Source organism: Microvirga sp. VF16, from assembly GCF_016864375.1.
Lineage (GTDB): Bacteria > Pseudomonadota > Alphaproteobacteria > Rhizobiales > Beijerinckiaceae > Microvirga.
On the sequence record NZ_CP069354.1, the window covers coordinates 2,731,616 to 2,749,963 of the forward strand.

At 61.7% G+C, this 18,348-nt stretch carries 14 protein-coding genes; 9 read left to right on the plus strand and 5 right to left on the minus strand.

The window, feature by feature from the left end; genetic code table 11:
* Positions 1-31: 31 nt before the first annotated feature.
* The gene (locus JO965_RS12860) at positions 32-655 is read right to left on the minus strand and encodes a TRAP transporter small permease subunit (RefSeq protein ID WP_203439304.1); all 624 of its coding nucleotides are present in this window, start codon (positions 653-655) and stop codon (positions 32-34) included.
* 298 nt (positions 656-953) lie between these two features.
* Here JO965_RS12860 and JO965_RS12865 point away from each other — a divergent pair, with 298 nt between their 5' ends.
* The 3 genes from JO965_RS12865 (at position 954) to der (ending at position 3,662) form a co-directional block, all read left to right on the plus strand.
* Positions 954-1,544: an NnrU family protein gene (locus JO965_RS12865; RefSeq protein ID WP_203439305.1), complete on the plus strand. Its 591-nt coding sequence runs from the start codon at positions 954-956 to the stop codon at positions 1,542-1,544.
* Positions 1,545-1,627: 83 nt separating this feature from the next.
* Complete coding sequence (locus tag JO965_RS12870; RefSeq protein WP_203439306.1) at positions 1,628-2,302, plus strand: tetratricopeptide repeat protein; 675 nt, start codon at positions 1,628-1,630, stop codon at positions 2,300-2,302.
* A gap of 13 nt (positions 2,303-2,315) precedes the next feature.
* Positions 2,316-3,662: a ribosome biogenesis GTPase Der gene (gene der, locus JO965_RS12875; protein ID WP_203439307.1), complete on the plus strand. Its 1,347-nt coding sequence runs from the start codon at positions 2,316-2,318 to the stop codon at positions 3,660-3,662.
* Between the two features lie 145 nt (positions 3,663-3,807).
* Here the strand turns inward: der and JO965_RS12880 are convergent, their stop codons facing one another.
* From JO965_RS12880 to JO965_RS12885, 3 genes are all read right to left on the minus strand, one after another.
* Positions 3,808-5,460 carry a bifunctional diguanylate cyclase/phosphodiesterase gene (locus JO965_RS12880; RefSeq protein WP_246776540.1) on the minus strand — a complete coding sequence of 551 codons (1,653 nt, stop codon included), beginning with the start codon at positions 5,458-5,460 and terminating at the stop codon, positions 3,808-3,810.
* A gap of 108 nt (positions 5,461-5,568) precedes the next feature.
* Positions 5,569-6,213, minus strand: a complete 645-nt coding sequence (locus tag JO965_RS47840) for an MHYT domain-containing protein (protein WP_246776541.1) — start codon at positions 6,211-6,213, stop codon at positions 5,569-5,571.
* 392 nt (positions 6,214-6,605) lie between these two features.
* Positions 6,606-7,814: a UbiH/UbiF family hydroxylase gene (locus JO965_RS12885; protein ID WP_203439308.1), complete on the minus strand. Its 1,209-nt coding sequence runs from the start codon at positions 7,812-7,814 to the stop codon at positions 6,606-6,608.
* A gap of 203 nt (positions 7,815-8,017) precedes the next feature.
* On the opposite strand from JO965_RS12885, the gene JO965_RS12890 reads away from it, so the two are divergent.
* The 5 genes from JO965_RS12890 to pncA all read left to right on the plus strand — a co-directional run bounded on the left by JO965_RS12890 (position 8,018) and on the right by pncA (position 13,482).
* Entirely contained in the window at positions 8,018-9,565 is a 1,548-nt protein-coding gene (locus JO965_RS12890; RefSeq protein WP_203439309.1) for an ABC transporter ATP-binding protein, read from the plus strand.
* Positions 9,555-10,631: an ABC transporter permease gene (locus JO965_RS12895; protein ID WP_203439310.1), complete on the plus strand. Its 1,077-nt coding sequence runs from the start codon at positions 9,555-9,557 to the stop codon at positions 10,629-10,631. Before JO965_RS12890 ends, JO965_RS12895 begins: the two co-directional genes overlap by 11 nt.
* Positions 10,628-11,545, plus strand: coding sequence for an ABC transporter permease (locus tag JO965_RS12900; RefSeq protein WP_203439311.1), 918 nt, complete (start codon positions 10,628-10,630; stop codon positions 11,543-11,545). Before JO965_RS12895 ends, JO965_RS12900 begins: the two co-directional genes overlap by 4 nt.
* Positions 11,546-11,648: 103 nt before the next feature.
* Positions 11,649-12,731, plus strand: a complete 1,083-nt coding sequence (locus JO965_RS12905) for a BMP family ABC transporter substrate-binding protein (protein WP_203439312.1) — start codon at positions 11,649-11,651, stop codon at positions 12,729-12,731.
* 100 nt (positions 12,732-12,831) lie between these two features.
* Positions 12,832-13,482 (plus strand): bifunctional nicotinamidase/pyrazinamidase, encoded by a 651-nt coding sequence (gene pncA / locus JO965_RS12910; RefSeq protein ID WP_203439313.1) that lies wholly within the window; start codon positions 12,832-12,834, stop codon positions 13,480-13,482.
* A 231-nt stretch (positions 13,483-13,713) separates the two neighbouring features.
* Here pncA and rimO read toward each other — a convergent pair whose 3' ends face one another.
* Complete coding sequence (rimO, locus tag JO965_RS12915; RefSeq protein WP_203439314.1) at positions 13,714-15,030, minus strand: 30S ribosomal protein S12 methylthiotransferase RimO; 1,317 nt, start codon at positions 15,028-15,030, stop codon at positions 13,714-13,716.
* 916 nt (positions 15,031-15,946) lie between these two features.
* Here rimO and JO965_RS12920 point away from each other — a divergent pair.
* The gene (locus tag JO965_RS12920; protein WP_203439315.1) at positions 15,947-18,343 is read left to right on the plus strand and encodes a polysaccharide biosynthesis tyrosine autokinase; all 2,397 of its coding nucleotides are present in this window, start codon (positions 15,947-15,949) and stop codon (positions 18,341-18,343) included.
* Positions 18,344-18,348 lie beyond the last annotated feature (5 nt).

Sequence of the window (18,348 nt, forward strand, 5' to 3'; positions counted from 1 at the left end):
CTCCGAAAACTAAAATCAGTCGCCGAAACGATCAGCTGATGCCGTCGCCAGGCGGCGTCGCGCCTGTGCCCGGCGTGTTGACGGTGCCGATGTCATGGATGAGGCGCTCTGCCTCGGCCTCGACACTGTGGCCGCCAGCTTCCTCATCGGCGAGCTTGCCCTGCATGATGGCGACGCGCTTGATCAGCTCGCTCAGCCACTGGAAGAACATCGAGATGAACCCGAGCAGGATGAGGCCCTTGGCTGGCCAGATCAGCAGGCCGCCGGCATTCGACGACACCTCGCCCGAACGGAACGAATTGAGGAAATATGGCACCGACAACCAAAGCAGCAGAGCCACGAAGGGGAACAGGAAGAAGAGGTGACCGAACACATCGATTCCGTCCCGCCCGCGCTTCGAGAGCCTGCTGGAGATGATGTCGATGCGGATATGCTCGTTGACCTTCAGGGTCCAGGCGGCGCAGAGCATGAACACGGCGCCGAAGAGGTACCATTGCAGCTCGAGCCAGGCATTGGACGAGACGCCGAAGATGCGCCGGATGATAGCATTGATCGCGGAGACCAGGATGGCCACCACGATGGCCCAAGCTGCGACCTTGCCGAGGCGCTCGTTGATCGAGTCGATGACACGGGATAGCCCAAGAAGTGCCGTCACCTGTCTCCCCCTTAAAACTTGTTGGTTGATAATCTTGCGGCCTTGGCTATCGGACTTGGGGCGGCGTCGCTAGTGCCGAATTAGTCTAAAGCAAGGTTTCCGCGGTCCGTAGCGGAGAAATTTTTATGCTGCAAGATACCCCATTGTTAAAAGTTTAGGCAGTCCAAGGCTTTGAGGGTAATTGGAAACTTGCGCCGTCGGCCTTTGGGCTTTTCATCTCACGGAGCCCTTCCTGTTCATACTGCTTGGTTTTCTCTGTTTGGAATGGCTATAAGTTCCTAGAGCATGGGGGCCGTTCGTGACGCTGTTGATCCTTGGACTTGCGATTTTCCTCGGCATTCATTCCTTCAGCATGGCACGGGGCAGCCGGACGGCTCTGATCGCGAGGATCGGGGAGAGGCCGTACAAAGGGCTTTATTCCCTCGTCTCTCTTCTCGGCATCGTTCTGATCGCCATCGGCTATGGCCAGTATCGCGCCGGCGGCTACATCCCGGTCTGGGATCCCCCCGTCTGGACACGCCATCTCGCGCTTCTTCTGGTCTGGCTCGCCTTCGTCTGTATTGCGGCGGCCTATCTGCCGGGGCGCATCAAGGCCCGGCTCAGGCACCCGATGCTCGCAGGCGTGAAGATCTGGGCGCTGGCGCATCTTCTCGCCAATGGCGATCTGGGCTCGATTTTGCTCTTCGGTTCCTTCCTGGTCTGGGCCGTGCTGGCCCGCATCAACGCCAAGCGCCGGGACATAGCCGCCCAGCATGGGGGTACGACGGCACCCGCCGGGTGGCGGAATGATGCACTGGCGGTGATCATCGGAACGGCGGTCTATCTGGCCTTTGTGTTCTGGCTCCACCCGTGGTTGATCGGAGTTCCCGTCCTGCCCATGCGGGCATGAACCCTCTCGCCTTGCGCGGTTGTGTGTGTTAGGCGACCTCCTTCGATTGCAGGAGGCGGCCATTGGGCCGCATGAGTGAGACGATGGCCCCGAACGACGAGTTCATTCGCGAAGTCGATGAGGAATACCGCCGCGATCAGATGGCTCAGATCTGGAAGCGCTACAATGGAATCATCATTGGCGTGGTGGTGCTGGTCGTTGTTGGCGTGGGCGGCTGGCGCTTCTGGCAGCACACCCAGGAGACCCGTGCTCAGGAAGCCGCTGTGCGCTACGAGGAGGCCTTGCGCCTCTCCTCGGAGGACAAGGGACAGGAAGCACAAGCCGCCTTCGAGAATGTCGTGAAGGAAGATGGCGCCACCGGCTACGCGATGCTTGCCCGCTTCCGCCTCGCGGCCGAGATGGGCGCTCAGAATGCGGAGAACGGCGCTTCGGCCTTCGACGCGCTCGCCAACGATGCCTCTGTGCCTGCGCTCTGGAAGGACTTGGCGCGCCTTCGCGCAGCATGGCTGCGCATCGACACGGCCGAGCCCGCCAAGCTGCGTCAGGCCGTAGAGCCCTTGGCGGTGCCGTCCAACGCCTGGCGCCATTCTGCAAGGGAACTCTTAGGCTTATCCGGCCTTAAGGCCGGTGATATGGATTATGCCGGTCGTTGGTTCGACCAGATCGCCGCCGATCGCGAGACGCCTTCCTCCTTGAGGCAGCGCCTTGCCATCTACACCGCCCTCGTGGCGGGCGGTCCGGTGCAGGCGACCCAGTAAGATAGGACAAGACATGACGGCGACCGTCGCCATTGTTGGGCGGCCGAATGTCGGCAAATCGACTCTCTTCAACCGCCTCGTCGGCAAGAAGCTGGCGCTTGTGGACGACCGACCGGGCGTGACCCGCGACCGGCGCGAGGGCGAGGCCAAACTCGGCGATCTCGAATTTCGCATTATCGATACGGCGGGCTTGGAGGAAGCGACCGAGGAGTCGCTTCTCGGCCGCATGCGTGCCCAGACGGAAGCCGCCATTGGCGATGCCGATGTCATCCTCTTCATTATCGATGCTCGCGTCGGGATCCTGCCGGCTGACCGGCCCTTCGCCGAGATGGTGCGCCGCTCAGGCAAGCCGGTGATCCTTATCGCCAACAAGGCCGAGGGATCCGGCGGCATGGCGGGCGCCTATGAAGCCTTTTCGCTCGGCCTCGGCGAACCGATTCCGCTCTCCGCCGAGCACGGTGAGGGCATGGCCGACCTCTTCGAGGCCCTGATGCCTCACTTCCCCAATCCGGACGAGATGGAGGAGGAAGAGGATGACCCGAACAAGCCGCTGCAGGTCGCCATCGTCGGGCGTCCGAATGCGGGCAAGTCGACGCTCATCAACCGCATGGTCGGCGAGGATCGCCTGCTCACGGGGCCCGAGGCCGGCATCACCCGCGATTCCATCTCGCTCGATTGGGAATGGCGTGGACGTCCCATAAAACTCTTCGACACGGCGGGTCTGCGCAAGCGCGCCCGGGTTGAGGACAAGCTCGAAAAGCTCTCCGTCGCCGACGCGCTGCGCGCCGTGCGCTTCGCCGAGGTGGTGGTGGTGCTGCTCGACGCCACGATCCCGTTCGAGAAGCAGGACCTCTCCATCGTCGATCTGGTGGAGCAGGAGGGCCGGGCTCTCGTGATCGGCCTCAACAAGTGGGATCTCGTCGCCGATCAGAAGGGCCTGCTTGCGGACCTGAAGGAAAAGGCTGCCCGCCTGCTGCCGCAGGTGCGCGGCGCGCCGGTGGTGCCGCTCTCAGGTCTCGCCGGCAGCGGCATCGATCCGCTCATGAAGGCGGTATTCCAGGTTTACGAGACGTGGAACACGCGCATCCCGACCGCGAAGCTCAATCAATGGCTCACCGAGGCGCTGGAAGCCAACCCGCCGCCCGCCGTTTCCGGCCGCCGGATCAAGATCCGCTACATGACGCAGGTGAAATCACGCCCGCCGCATTTCGCCGTGTTCGGCAACCAACTCGACGCTCTGCCGAAGAGCTACACACGCTATCTCGTCAACGGCCTGCGTGAATCCTTCGACCTTCCCGGCACCCCGATCCGTGTGTCCCTGCGGATGGGCCAGAATCCGTTCGATAAAGAACGGAAATAGAGGCGTTCCACCAACCACCGTGTCATCCCCGGCGGTCCGAAGGATCGGAAGGGGGGCCACTCATACGTTCGGCGCTATGGATTCCCTTCCTTTTCGCTACACTTCGGCCGGGAATGACAATCTTCCGGCCGCCGCGGCGAGCAAACTAGGGTCGATTCGCAGTCGCTCGGCGGAGCGGTCGCGGCAACGTGGCGACATTGGTTGAAATCAACGGCACGAATTCCTTGATCGGCGCGGGGCGGCCGAACAGGTAGCCCTGAGCCTCGGCGCAGCCCTCGAGCCCGAGGAAGCGCAGTTCCTCGGAGGTCTCGACGCCCTCGGCGATCACGGGGAGTCCCAGACCGCGGCCGAGTCCGAGCACGGCGCGCACGATCGCGGCCGCCTGCGGGTTCGTGTGAACCGCCTGGATGAAGGAGCGGTCGATCTTGATCTTGTCGAACGGGAAGGCGCGCAGATTCGAGAGCGAGGAATAGCCGGTCCCGAAATCGTCCATGGCGATATTGACGCCGAGCCCTTTCAGCTTCTGTAGCATCAGGAGAGCGCGGTTCGGGTCGCGGATCAGAGCCGTCTCGGTGATCTCGATCTCTAGCCGCTCCGGCGGCAGTCCTGTCTCCTTAAGCGTGCGCTGGACGAAGTCCACGAAGCCGTCGCTGGTCAGCTGCAGCGCCGACACGTTGACTGCGACGGTCAGCGGCCGCATCCAAGTGGCGGCCTCGCGGCAGGCTTCCCGCATCACCCACTCGCCGATCTTCAGGATCAGTCCGCTGTCCTCCGCGATCTGGATGAAGATCGAGGGCGGGACATTGCCGCGCGTCGGATGCGTCCAACGGAGTAGAACTTCGAACCCGTTGACCTCTCCCGTGTCGACCTGCGCCTGCGGCTGATAAACGAGGCTCAGTTCGTCGTTGGCGACCGCGCTGCGCAGATCGTGCTCGATGCTGCGGCGTTCACGAATCTGCGCGCCCATGGCCGCCTCGAAGAAGCGATAGATACCCTTTCCCTCGGTCTTGGCACGGTACAGGGCTGCATCGGCGCTGGAGAGGAGTTCCGTGCGATCTTTTCCATCGGACGGATAGAGCGCGATGCCGACGCTGACGGAGACGAGACCGGACGGAACCCCTTCCTCGTCCCATTTGAGGTTCTTCAGAATCGTGTCGGCCAGAATCCCCACCTGGGCGGGATCCGTCACATGAGGTGCGATGATGGCGAATTCGTCACCGCCGAGACGTGCCAGCATCTGTCCATCGCCGAGAGCTGCCGAGAGATGCTTTGCGATATCCTGCAGCAGTCGGTCGCCGGTGGCATGCCCGTAGAGATCGTTGACCTCCTTGAAGCCGTCGAGATCGAGGCACAGCAGCGCCATCTGCCGCTTCGTTCGCCGGTGCAGGCGAATTTCTCGGTCCAGGCGATGATCGAAGCTTGCGCGGTTGTCCAGACCGGTGAGCGGATCGTGATGGGCCAGATAGCGGATCTGGGCTTCTGCATTCCTGCGGTCGCGAAGATCGCGGAAGGCGACCACGTTGTGTGGAGCGCCGTTGTAATTGATCTGTCGAGCGATCAGCTCGACGGGCAGCAGGGTACCATCTGCGTTCCGTAGGTCGGTTTCGATGGCCTGTCCCAGGGACGCGAACAGCTTATCCCGCTTGGAGCTGTCGGGAATCCATGCGGCCAGGGTCTGGCCCACGATCTGTTCGGATTTGAGGCCAGTCAGCCGTGCGAAGCTCTGGTTGACCGTCATGATGGTGTCGCCGTCGCAGAGCACGAGCCCCTCGACGGCCGCATCGGTGAGATCGCGCATGCGCTCCATTTCAAGATAGGCGCGCCGGCGTTCCCGGATGTCGAGCCACAGGGCAACGACGGCGAGCAGAAGAATGGCAAGGCTGACGAACGCGACGCCGATGGCGAGCTATTCCGTGCGGAGGGACGAGGGCGACAGCGCGATGCTGGGATCGGGCGTGATCGCGACCGCGCCCATGGCGGTGAAATGGTGGCTGCAGATCGCGAGCGTGAGCAGCAGCGCACCCACGACCTTGGAGGGAAGCGAAAAACTGCTTAGCGCCACGAACAAGGCGCCCGCGCCGATCACCGCTCCAAGCAGGATCGAGGTCGTTACCAGAGCCCAGTTCCACGCGATGGTGCCGGCGACCTCGAAGGCCGCCATGCCGGTATAATGCATCACGGCGATGCCGCCGCCGACGATGGCGCCGCCGATCAGGGGCCCTGCCACCAGGCCCCGCAGGAGCGCGATGCCGAGACCGATGCCGGTGAGCATGACGGCGGCGACCAGAGAGATGATTGTCAGCGAGACGTTGTAGGCGGTCGGCAGGGATGGGGAGAAGGCCAGCATCGCAATGAAATGCGTGGCCCAGATGCCAACGCCCGTCGACGCGGCTGCGATGCCGAGCCAGGCGATGCGGCTGTTGCGATCCGAGCGGCGCACATGATGCAGCAGATTGACACCGGTCAGCGATGCCAGGGCACAGACTAGGGCTGCCAGAGCGACAAGCCGGAGATCGTGTGTGGCAATGATGCAATCGTAAACGGTGAGCATAATGGGCCTTTGCAGGCTTTACGCCGCAGCGATGCCATCGCGGGCGAGGGAGGCCTGTCGAAAAACAGAGATGAGGAATGAGACAATCCGGTCTTTCACCGGTATGGCGGTGCGGCATCATGCCTTTGGATCGGCATCACGCGCGTGAACCCCAATCCGCCATGAATAACGGGGATTTAACCCGCCCCGTAAGATGAGGAAACGCCTCCGCGAGTCAACAAGGGCGGAGAGGATGACGCTCCTATCGGGAGATAGGGTTAATGGTGGATGATTTGCAGATGCTGTCTTCACTTGAGCAAGCTCGCGCACCCCGGTCCGGAAGATCAAGTTATAACATCTTCAAAACGTCCCCGACGCCCCCGGCGGGGCGACAGCGAGAGGCTGGGCACCAATTAGACCGGTGATACGCCCTGCATCAGGCGGGGCGCGCCGACGCGCGGGAGAACGCCTTCGCGCATGACGATCCGGCGCAAGGGACCGATATTGCTCAAGGCCAGAAGCCCAGCGCCGCGCAGGAAATCGGTTGGGATCATGCCGGTGAGCAGCGTTCGGTTGAGACCGTCCACAGCTGCCGTACGCAACCGGACATCGAGATCCCGGCCGCGCTGATACTGCGTCAGGGTCTGATCCGATCCGGGGGCGTGACCCTCATCCCCTCCATCGATGATGGCATCCCTCAACGACGCGACATCGCGGAAGCCGAGATTGAGGCCCTGAGCGCCAATGGGCGGGAAGACATGCGCGGCCTCTCCAACGAGGGCCAGGTTTCGCGACCCGTAGCGATTGACCGACAGGCCGCTCATCGGCACGAGCCCGCGCGGACCGTCGATACGCATGGCGCCGAGATGCGACTGCGCCTGCCGCTCGATGGCAAGGGCCAGGGCAGCATCGTCGAGGTTCGAGAGGCGCTCCGACTCCTCCTCGCTCGTTACCCAGACAAGGCTCGAGCGGCGGCCGGGCAGGGGCACCAGGGTGAAGGGTCCGTGACGGGTGTGGAATTCGGTCGAGGTTTCCCGGTGGTCCCGATCATGGGCCAGGATCGCCGTCACGGCCGATTGCGGATAGGACCAAGTTTGAGTGCTGATCCCGGCGATCTGGCGCAGCTTGGAATTCCTTCCATCCGCCGCAACCACGAGGCCGGTCCGGATCGAAGTGCCATCGGCAAGGGCGAGGGTTGCTCCCGCCTCGTCGGTTGTGAAGCCGGTCGCGAATTCCGGAATGAGGGTCAGATGTTCGCGGGACCGGGCTGCCTCGGCGAGCGTCTCGACGAGAGCGACGTTCTCGATGTTCCAGCCGAAGGCGTCGAGGCCGATCTCGCCGGCCCGGAAGGAGGCCGGGGGGGGGCGGAACAGGCTGCCCGTATCGTCGATGATGCGCATGGTTTCGAGCGGCGCCGCAACGGAGGCGACTGAAGGCCAGACGCCAAGCGCTTCCAGAAAGCGCACCGACCCGTTGAGCAGGGCGACCGTCCGTCCATCCCGGCGAACATCGAGGCCGCCGATGAGAACAGTGTTGTAGCCGTCACGGGCGAAGGCGAGCGCAGCGCTCAAGCCCACAGCTCCGGTGCCGACGACGGCGATGTCATAGGTGTTATCGGTCACGGGGCTCTCTCACCACCAGGTTGTGGACGGTTCGCGGACTCACAATAAACCACGGATTCGGCATTGCCGACCGGCGCGCCGCTTCCCTATGATCGTTCCACAACGGAAGCGCACACCCGTACGGCCCTTGCCAAGAGCCGCACGGGCCGTCATCCATGTGCAAATTCCTAGCCCGCCGCAACCCTTAAGTCAGAGTCGCTTGTGTGAAGCCAGACGTATCACCATCGGGGCCGCCCCTCGTCGAACTTCAAGGGATCAGCAAGCGCTATGGCGACCTTCTCGCCAATGACGGAATCAACCTCGCCATCGAGCCGGGCGAGATCCATGCCCTTCTGGGGGAAAACGGCGCCGGCAAGTCGACTCTGGTCAAGATTCTCTACGGCGTCATCGAGCCGAGCGCCGGGGAGATCCGTTGGGAAGGCAGGCCCGTTTCCATTGGCTCTCCGGTCGAGGCGCGGAATCTCGGCCTCGGCATGGTGTTCCAGCATTTCTCGCTGTTCGACGAATTGACGGTGGCTGAGAACATCGCGGTGGCTCTGTCGGGCGAGTGGAGCCTGTCGACGGTCCGCAGCAAGCTGGGCGAGATCAGCCGGACCTATGGCTTGGCGCTTGATGCCGACCGGGCGGTCTGGACGCTCTCGGCGGGCGAACGCCAGCGCATCGAGATCGTCCGCTGCCTGCTTCAGAATCCGAGGCTGCTGATCCTCGACGAGCCGACCTCGGTTCTCACGCCGCAAGAAGCCGAGCATCTCTTTACCACCCTGGACCGACTCTCGGACGAGGGCTGCTCCATTCTTTACATCTCCCATAAGCTGGAGGAGGTGCGCCGCCTGTGCCGCCGCGCCACGATCTTGCGGGCCGGGCGCGTGGTCGCCACCATCGATCCACGGGCGAAAAACGCCCGCGAGATCGCCGCATTGATGGTCGGTAACGAGGTCGGCGAGGTCCGCACCGACGCGCCGCATCATGTCCAGGGCGAGGTGCTCAAGGTCTCGAACCTGTCCATGCCTCCCGCCGGATTGCACGGACAGGCTTTGCGCGCCATCGATCTCGTTGCTCGAGCCGGTGAGGTCGTGGGCATTGCTGGCGTCGCGGGCAACGGGCAGAGCGAGTTGTTTGCGGCGCTGTCAGGCGAGCGCCTGGCGGACCGGCCCGATGCCATCGTCATCGCAGGGAAGCCTGCAGGCACCTTGAACATCGACGCTCGGCGCCGGTTGGGGGCCGCCTTCGTGCCGGAGGAACGCTTGGGCCATGCGGCAGCACCGACCCATCGCCTGAGCGAGAATACCCTGATCTCCCATGCCGCCGCGGAAGTGAGCCGCTCGGGCTTTATTCTCGTGAACGCTGCCAAGCGACTGGCCCGCTCGATCATCCAGAGCTTCGACGTGCGCACGCCCGAGGGCGATCCACAGGCGCGCAAGCTCTCCGGTGGCAACCTGCAGAAATTCGTGATCGGCCGCGAGATCATCCGCAAGCCGAAGCTCATCATCGTCGATCAGCCCACATGGGGCGTGGACGCAGGAGCCGCGCGTCTCATTCGTCAGGCACTCGTCGATCTCGCCCGTGCGGGCAGCGCTGTTGTCGTCGTGAGCCAGGATCTCGACGAGCTGTTCGAGACGGCGGATCGGATGGCCGTCATCCACCAGGGCCATTTAAGCCCGCTGAAACCGGTCGGTGAATGGACCAAGGAAGCCATCGGTCTCGAAATGCTCGGTGTCGCACAAGCCCAAGGGGATGCTCATGCGCTTTGAGCTGACGCCCCGTCCCAGCGTATCTCCCGTCATGCGGGCGCTTGCTCCAGTCGCGGCCTTCGTGACCGCCTTCCTGATCGCCGGCTTCGTCATCTGGCTGATGGGGCGCTCGCCCATCGCGGCATTCGACGTCTATGTGCTCCAGCCCCTGAGCGATCCCTGGTCTTTGCAGGAGCTGCTCGTCAAGGCGACGCCATTGGCGCTGATCGCCATCGGCCTGTCCTATTGCTTTCGCGCCAATCTCTGGAACATCGGCGCGGAAGGCCAGTATGTGATTGGCGCCGTACTCGGCAGCTGGCTTGCGCTTAGGACCCATGGCACCGATGCCGGAGCCTGGGTGCTGCCGCTCATGCTGCTGCTCGGCATTATCGGCGGTGCGCTCTACGGGTTGATCCCGGCCTTCCTGAAGACTCGGTTCGGCGTCAACGAGATCCTGACCAGCCTCATGCTGGTCTATGTGGCGCAGCTCATCCTCGATTATCTCGTGCGCGGCCCGTGGCGCGATCCAAAGGGTTTCAACTTCCCGCAATCGGTCACCTTCGATCCGTCGGCGACGCTTCATCCCGTGCTTGAAGGGGGGCGCGTCCACTTCGGAACCGTGTTCGCCCTGATCGCCGTTCTGCTGACCGCCGTGATCCTCGGGCGGACCCTGTTCGGTTATCGGCTCAAACTGACCGGTGACGCGCCTCGCGCGGCGCGGTTTGCCGGATTCAGCTCCAAGTCGACGACCATGGCGGTCTTTGCCATCTCGGGTGGCTTGGCCGGGTTGGCCGGAATTTCCGAGGTCTCAGGCCAGATCGGACAGCTCCAGCCCTCGATCTCGCCCGGCTACGGCTTCACGGCCATCACCGTGGCCTTCCTTGGCAGGCTCAACCCCGTCGGCATCCTCATTGCGGCGCTCGTCGTCGCCCTGACCTTCATCGGCGGCGAGAGCGCTCAGATCCTTTTGAAGCTGCCGCTTGATCTCACGCAGGCCTTCCAGGGTATCCTGCTGCTCTGCGTGCTGGCAGCCGATGCGCTGGTGAGCTACCGCATTCGTTTCGTCACACGGGGAGGGGGTAAGTGACCACTTTCGAGGCCATCCTTCTTACCATCGTCACGGCCTCCACGCCTCTCCTGATCGCAGCCCTGGGCGAATTGGTGACGGAACGCTCCGGCGTCCTCAACCTCGGTGTCGAGGGTATGATGGCGATGGGGGCGGCCTGCAGTTTCGCCGCCGCCGTCACCTTCGACTCGACGCTGCTCGGCGTTGCCGCCGGAATGCTGGCCGGGACCCTGATGGCCGCCCTGTTCGCCCTCGTGGTGCTGGGCTTTGCCGCGAACCAGGTCGGATCGGGCCTTGCGCTGACCATCTTCGGCCTCGGCTTGTCCGGCCTGATCGGCGCTCCCTTCGTCGGTGCGAGGCGCGATCCTATCCAGCACATCGACATTCCGCTCCTGAGCGATATCCCCGTGATCGGGCGCCTGTTTTTTGAACAGGACCTCTTCGTCTACGCCTCGATCGCGCTCACGATTCTCGTGGCCATCTACCTCACCCGGACCCGCTCCGGCCTGGCCCTGCGCTCGATCGGCGAGAACCATACCTCGGCCAATGCGCTAGGTCTGCCGGTCTGGCGCGTGCGCTTCCGGGCCATCTTGTTCGGCGGCGCATGTGCCGGCCTGGCGGGGGCCTATCTCGCCCTTGTCTACACCCGGTTCTGGTCGCCCGGCATGACGGCGGGACGCGGCTGGATTGCCCTTGCCCTCGTGGTCTTTGCCGCTTGGCGGCCGGGTTGGGTGCTGGTCGGCGCCTACATCTTCGGAGCCGCCACGGTGCTCCAGCTGCACGCCCAGGCTGCGCAGTTCGGGGTGCCCTCTCAGCTGCTCTCAGCGGTGCCGTATCTGGCGACAATCATCGCCCTGCTGCTCCTGTCCCTACGCCGCGGCAGAGCTATCGGAGCGCCCGGATCTCTCGGTGTACCGTTCGTGCCTGACCGGTGAGCAAAGTGATGTTAATCTGACCAAAGTGTAGGCAGAGGAATTCTTGCCAGAAGCCTTCAGACCTGCGACGGAGTGTTTGAAATCCAACCTCGAGGGAACGAGCATGTTTTCAGGGAAAGTCTTTGGGGCCGTGGCGGGGGCGACGGTCCTGGCTCTGTCCGCGACCGGCGCATTCGCGCAGGCGAAGGACAAGATCAAGGTCGGCTTCATCTATGTCGGTCCGGTGGGCGACCATGGCTGGAGCTACCAGCACGATCAGGGTCGCCAAGCGATCGAAAAGGCCTTTCCGGACAAGGTGACGACCACCTTCGTGGAGAGTGTGCCGGAGGCCGATTCCGAGCGTGCCATCGAGCAACTCGCCCGCACCGGCCATGACCTGATCTTCACGACCTCCTTCGGCTTCATGGAGCCGACTGTGCGGGTCGCCAAGAAGTACCCGAACATCAAGTTCGAGCACGCGACAGGCTTCAAGCGCGCTCCGAACCTCTCGACCTATGCGGCAAAGTTCCACGAGGGCCGCTACATTACCGGCGTTATTGCCGGCAAGATGACCAAGGCCAACACTATCGGCTATGTCGGCGCCTTCCCGATCCCGGAAGTGATCGCCGGTATCAACTCCTACTTCCTCGGCGCGCAGTCGGTAAACCCGAACGTCAAGATCAAGGTCGTGTGGGCGAACTCCTGGTATGACCCTGCGAAGGAAGGCGATGCCGCCAAGGCTCTGCTCGACCAGGGCGTCGACGTGATGGCGCAGCACACGGACAGCCCGGCCCCGCTCCAGGCAGCCGAAGCTCGCGGCAAGGTCGGCTTCGGCCAGGCCTCCGACATGGCGCGCTTTGCTCCTAAAGGGCAGCTGACCGCCATCGTGGACAACTGGAGCGACTACTACGTCGCGCGAACCAAGGCCGTTCTCGATGGCACCTGGAAGTCGGAAGATACCTGGGGCGGTCTGAATGCCCATATGGTCGTGATGTCGCCCTACAAGAACATGCCCGACGACGTGAAGAAGATGGCCGAGGAAACCGAAGCCGCGATCAAGTCCGGAGCGCTCAACCCCTTCAAGTGCCCGGTCATCGGCCAGGACGGCAAGGAGATCGAGTGCAAGGGCAAGGGCGCGCTGTCCGACGAGCAGGTGCTCGGCATGAACTTCTACGTAAAGGGTATCGACGACAAGATCCCGCAATAAGCTGGAAGCAGGCTTGGATTGGAACGAGGGCGGCCGGGCGACCGGCTGCCCTTTTCATTGCGATCTCTATATTCATCATCAGACATGCAGAGGATGAAGAATGGTCGAACGGGCGACGATTAAACCGGGTGAGAACGACATTCTCATCGTCGTGGATGTTCAAGTCGACTTCCTGCCGGGCGGAGCGCTCGCCGTGCCTGACGGCGATGCGGTGATCGAGCCCATCAATCGGCTCGCGAAAACCTTTCGCCATGTGGTGCTGACGCAGGACTGGCATCCGGTAGGGCATGCCTCCTTCGCCTCGAGCCATCCTGCCAAGCAGCCCTTCGAGATGACCGACCTGCATTACGGTCCGCAGGTGCTCTGGCCGGATCATTGCGTGCAGGGAACTCCTGGCGCCGAGATCGCGCCGGAACTCGATATCCCGCATGCGCAGCTCGTCATCCGCAAAGGCTACAATGCGGGGATCGACAGCTATTCTGGATTCAAGGAGGCGGACCGGCAGACCTCGACTGGGCTTGCGGGCTATCTGAAGGAGCGCGGGTTCCGCCGCGTATTCTGCGCGGGGCTGGCGCTCGATTTCTGCGTCGCCTGGACGGCCCTCGACGCCGCGGAGGCCGGGTTTGAGACCTACCTGATCGAGGATGCCTCCCGGGCCATCGACACGAACGGTTCGCTTGAGAAAGCGCGGCAGGATTTGAAGACTGCCGGCGTTCAGACGATCAAGAGCGATCAGATTGCGGGTGCTTGAACACTCGCACTGACACTAAGACTGTTCCGGACTTGATCTGAGGCATTGCTCGGCTGTCATCTCCGGCGCCCCAAAGGGCCGGGAAGGAGACCCATAGCGCCGAGCGTGCGAGTGGCTTCCCATCCCCTTCGCTCCGGCCGGGGAATGACACTGCGGCGCTCAAGCTCATCGGGATCACCGGCATAAGGCCGATGATGACGTAGCGGGAGTCGCAAACCGCTTGCAGACTACTTAAACCGCCGTCCCGTGTAGGTCGTACTCGTCCGAGCTCTCGATCTTCACGTTGACGATCTCGCCTGGCTTCAGCGGCGTCTTCGAGGCCACGTAGACGGAGCCGTCGATCTCGGGAGCGTCGTATTTGGTGCGGCCAGTGGCGACCGTGGCGCCCTGCTCGTCGATGATGACGGGCAGCGTCTTGCCGACCTTGCCCTTGAGGATCTTGGCACTCACCTTCTGCTGGGTCTGCATGAAGCGGTGCCAGCGCTCTTCCTTGATCTCCGGCTTAACCGCACCATCGATGTCGTTGGCGGGCGCGCCTTGCACCGGCTCGTACTGGAAGCAGCCGGCCCGGTCGATCTTGGCGTCCTTCAGCCATTGCATGAGGAAATCCACGTCCTCTTCCGTCTCGCCAGGGAAGCCGACGATGAAAGTCGAGCGGATGGCCAGATCCGGGCAGATCTCCCGCCACTTACGGATGCGCTCCAGGGTCTTCTCCTGATTGCCGGGGCGGCGCATGGACTTCAGCACGCGCGGCGAGGCGTGCTGGAAGGGGATGTCGAGGTAGGGAAGGATCTTGCCTTCGGCCATCAATGGGATGACCTCGTCCACGTGCGGGTAGGGGTAGACGTAATGCATGCGCACCCACATGCCGAGATCACCTAGCTCCCTGGCGAGTTCGAAGAAGCGGGTGCGGACCTCCCGGTCCTTCCACAGGCTCGGCTGGTACTTGATGTCGAGGCCGTAGGCGCTGGTGTCCTGCGAGATCACCAGGAGTTCCTTGACTCCGGCCTTGGCGAGCTTCTCGGCCTCGCGCAACACGTCGGCAATGGGACGGCTGACGAGATCGCCGCGCAGCTTGGGGATGATGCAGAAGGAGCAGCGGTTGTTGCAGCCCTCGGAAATCTTCAGATAGGCGTAGTGCCGCGGCGTCAGCTTCACGCCCTGGGGCGGGACGAGGTCGATGAAGGGGTCATGGGCAGGCGGCACGGCTTGATGGACGGCCGAGACGACGGATTCGTAAGCCTGGGGACCGGTGATGGCGAGCACATTCGGGAAATGCTCGCGGATCTGCTCCGGCTCGGCGCCCATGCAGCCGGTGACGATGACCTTGCCGTTCTCGGCCATGGCCTCGCCGATGGCCTCCAGGGACTCGGCCTTGGCGCTGTCGAGGAAGCCGCAGGTGTTGACGATGACCACGTCGGCCCCGTCATGCTCCTTGGTGAGCTGGTAGCCCTGGGCGCGAAGCTGGGTGATGATGCGCTCGGAATCGACCAGGGCCTTAGGGCAGCCCAGAGACACGAACGAGACTTTCGGCGCGGGAGCATTCATCCGCCAAATCCACTCTTCAATCGAAACTGACATCCGTGAGGCGCCTGGCCTAAGGCCTCATCATTGCGAATTCACGGCGGGGAAACCTGTCGATCGAGGGCAGGAACACTTTGCACATCGGGGGGCACCGCCCTTAAGATCTGCCGATTGTGTCGCCTGGATCGATCCAGCGCCTCGCGCAGGCGCCCCAGAACAACAGAAGCGCGCGACTTAAGACGCGCGTGTGCCTTTACAACACCGGGTCCGCCTTTACAACATCCGGCTTTGACGCGGGCCTTCGTTGCCGCTGGTCGGCCCTTTCCGAGCTCCTGCCTGGCGATCTTCCGGTCGACCTGATGACGAAAATCCGAAGCTTGACCTTGTCTCCATGGGAGACGATGCGGGGCTTGGTATCGAGCAGGAAGAGGACTCCGAGCCGGATGTTCTTCAGGAAGATCAAGGAGAGGGGCGGCATTGGACCGGATATGGTGAGCGCCGGTGACGAAGGGTTGTTCCTGAAACGCTCGTTGGCGAAGGCATCCTCAACCCCGAAAGCTCGTTGCTCCGGATTGTTTAATTACAGAAAGCGATCTCTCGCGGGGTTATCGCATGGTATCGAGCCGGCCTCTTCACGACGTAACGTCTGATGAGCCTGCGCAGTACTCCGCAGAAATTCCGAGGTACCTCAGGAGATGCCAGCCTACTATTGTTGTAGCTCCAAGTTGCACGATCCTGCGTGTGGCAGAGGCTATGACGATAAGGCATTGTAGATCAACTTGCTTTTTGAGCGCGAAGTGCGTTCTCCCGCGCCGCCCTGCGGAGGGAATTCTCATGACGCTGAGAGACGAGGTTTTGCTGATCAGTTTGCCGAAGACCTCAGGCAGTCAGGTTGGCTTGTTTCTTCCTACCTATCCGTGGTCAGAGCAGGCCAGCAGGCATGAAGTATCAAGATAATACTGTTATCCCCGGCCTTGCTGGTGCAAGTTCCTCGCTGGGGCATTCAGGCAGCGCCGGAGATCAGAGTTATCAGACGCCATTTTTGCTTGGAAGAGGTCAGCAAAGGGTGTCCGAGCCGCGATCGCAAACCGTGGATCGAGGAGAGGCCAAACAGGATCCAAGCGATGGCCTCGGAGAGCGCCTGTTTTACGAGCCGAACCGCTCCGGTAATGAGGGAGCGACAACCGGCGATCTTGAACACTTTGGCCGGATTGTCGGCGCCATCAAGCGTCAGTTCTGGCTGATTGCAGCCCTAAGTTTCTGCATCTCGCTGCTCACTTTAGCTATAATTCTGGCTCTCCGCCCTCAATATACTGCGACCACGCTTCTGGTTGTCGACCCAAAGGATGGGCACAGTACTGTTAGCTCCGACACGGGGGGCACATCGGTCTCTTCCGTCAGTGTCGATAGTGAAGTCGAGATGATGAAGTCGACAAAGCTTGCGCAACAGGTTGTTCGCCGACTTGATCTTGCAAAAGATCCAAGATTTGTGAAAGCGTCTTCCCCGACGTCAGGTTCTTCAGGAGGTTTTCCCGGCATTCTTAGGGCGCTTCTGCCGACTACGGGTGATTCGTTGGGCGAGGCCGAGTCTTCCGAAACTCAGGCAGACTCAAGGATAGAATCGTCAGAGAACGAAGGACTGCAAGGAAAGCGTCCTGGCAACGCTAATGCAATCGCAGCTCAGGCTTTGCAGAAGATGACCAGTGTTCGGCGACGTGGACTGACAAACGTCATTGCTCTCGACATCACCATTGATAACGCGAACGATGCTGCACGACTCGCGAATGCTTATGCCGAAACATACATCGAGGAACAAATCGACGCTAAGCTTCGCGCAGCGGGGCATGCGGCGGCTGCACTCGCCAAACGTGTCTCTGAACTGGGCGAAGCCTTGCGGCGTTCCGAAAGCCAAATCAAAGCATTCGCTTTGGCACAGGCTTCTCAGTCGAGCGATGAGACGGCTCGCCGTGACATCGACCGTTTACAAGCAAACATCACAGTTGTTACCCGAGAGGCTAACTCCCAGGCAAACAAGCTGCGGGAGGTCGACAGCCTTATGTCATCGGGTAACTATGCGACACTCGGAAAAATTCTCGAAGCTCCCGAGATCGCTTTACTCGACGAGCAGCGTCGCTCCCTTGAGCAGCGACTCCAGCATCCTTCTGACGGGGAGACGGATGTCTCGCCCGTCCGGCAGCGTCACGAGCTGGTGAACGCGCAGCTGCAGACAATTGTCAATCAGCGCGTAGATGGCCTTCGCCAAAAATCAAGGGCCAGCACCGAACAGCTTGCCAATCTCCGGAAAGAGTTGGAACAGACCGTTAGAAAATCTGATCTCTCCACTGACACCTCTGTCCAACTCTTCCGGCTTCAACAGGAGGCCACTGCTAATCGCCAGCTTTATCAAGATTATCTTGGCCGCCTAAAGGCGCTGACGCAGCAGCGCAACATTCTAAGTCCCAATGTTTATGTGGCCGCGGAAGCTGGCGTCCCTCCTTTCAGGAGTTTCCCTCCACGCACTCTGCTGCTGGCATTCGGCAGCATCGCCGGTTTGGTTATAGCTGTCGGAGTAGGCTACCTACGCGATAACTATCCACGGAATGTCAAATTCGCTCGTGATCTGGTCGCTATCTCGCAAGTTCCCAATGTTGGCGTAGTCCCAATCGCAAAGCGAATGAAAGGGCGCAGACCTGATGACGAGATCTACAAAAATCCTTTATCGGAATATTCTGAAGCGATCCATCGGATAAGAGTGTCTCTGAACCTCATCGTAAATAAAGGTTCTGGATGCAGGTCGGTCCTGATAACTTCGGTAGATCGCAAGGAGGGACGATCAACTCTGGCCTTGTCGCTGGCGCGCGACGCGGCACGCAGCGGTCTCAAAGTAGTTTTGCTCGATTGTGATCTGCGAAACCCAAATCTGCATTCTATGTTGGGGCTTGCGAGAGGTGATGGAGTCGGCCAGATACTTCCCTCGTCCGAAGGACTGATAGCGCCGTCTGTGATTAAGGCAGACCCGCATTCGACGTGTTCAATCATCACCAGCGGCGAGGTGGATGATACTACACTCGCTCAGCTACTTCAACATAATCGATTAGGCGAGCTCATAAAGAGATGTGAACAGGAGTTCGATCTTGTTGTGATCGATTCCCCACCCGTCAAGAGGGCAGCGGCTGCTCTCATTATCGCTCAGTATGTCGACAGTGTCATCCTGGTTGCTCGTTCAGCACGAACACACCCCGATGATGTCCGCGTCGCTCTGCAAGAGATATCTCGTGCGAGAAGCGATAATCTCTTCACTGTCTTAAATTTTGCGATAGCACCAGTTATTCTCTAACTTTG